The following is a 711-nucleotide window of genomic DNA, read 5'->3' on the forward strand; positions in this document are numbered from 1 at the left end:
CATTGACGACCGCGCCGATCTTCATGCCGGCCTGGCGGCAGTAGCGCAGGGAAGCCAGCGTGTCGGCGGTCTCGCCCGACTGCGATATGAAGAACGCCGCGTCGTTCCCGGACAACGGCATCTCGCGGTAACGGAATTCCGAGGCGACGTCGATGTCGACCGGCAGCCGCGCATAGCGCTCGAACCAGTATTTGCTGATCAGCCCGGCCAGATAGGCGGTGCCGCAGGCCGAGAGCGCCAACCGGCCGATCTTGGCAAAGTCGAAGGGCAGATCGAGCGGCCTCGACACGCCGGAGACGAAATCGACATAATGCGCCAGCGTGTGCGAGATCACCTCCGGCTGCTCATGGATTTCCTTTTCCATGAAATGGCGGCGGTTGCCCTTGTCGACCATGAAGCTGGTCGAGAGCGACTGCTGGCGCTTGCGGTCGACCTTGTTGCCGTCGGCGTCATAGATGGTGACGCTGTTGCGACGCACTTCCGCCCAGTCGCCATCTTCGAGATAGGTGACTGCGTTGGTGAAAGGCGCCAGCGCGATCGCGTCCGAGCCCAAAAACATCTCGCCGTCGCCATGGCCGACGGCAAGCGGCGGACCGTTGCGGGCGCCGACGATCAGATCCTCGTCGCCCTTGAACATGATCGCCAGCGCAAACGCGCCCGAGAGCCGCTTCAGCGCCTGGTGCGCTGCCTGGACCGGCTTCAGCCCCTTGG

At 64.1% G+C, this 711-nt stretch carries 1 pseudogene; it reads right to left on the reverse strand.

Going from position 1 to position 711, the window contains the following annotated elements:
- A pseudogene (locus tag EOA79_RS33815) lies at nucleotides 1-711 on the reverse strand (SIS domain-containing protein); the annotation flags it as partial.

The organism is Mesorhizobium sp. M1A.F.Ca.IN.020.03.2.1 (assembly GCF_004023205.1).
Classification (GTDB): domain Bacteria; phylum Pseudomonadota; class Alphaproteobacteria; order Rhizobiales; family Rhizobiaceae; genus Mesorhizobium.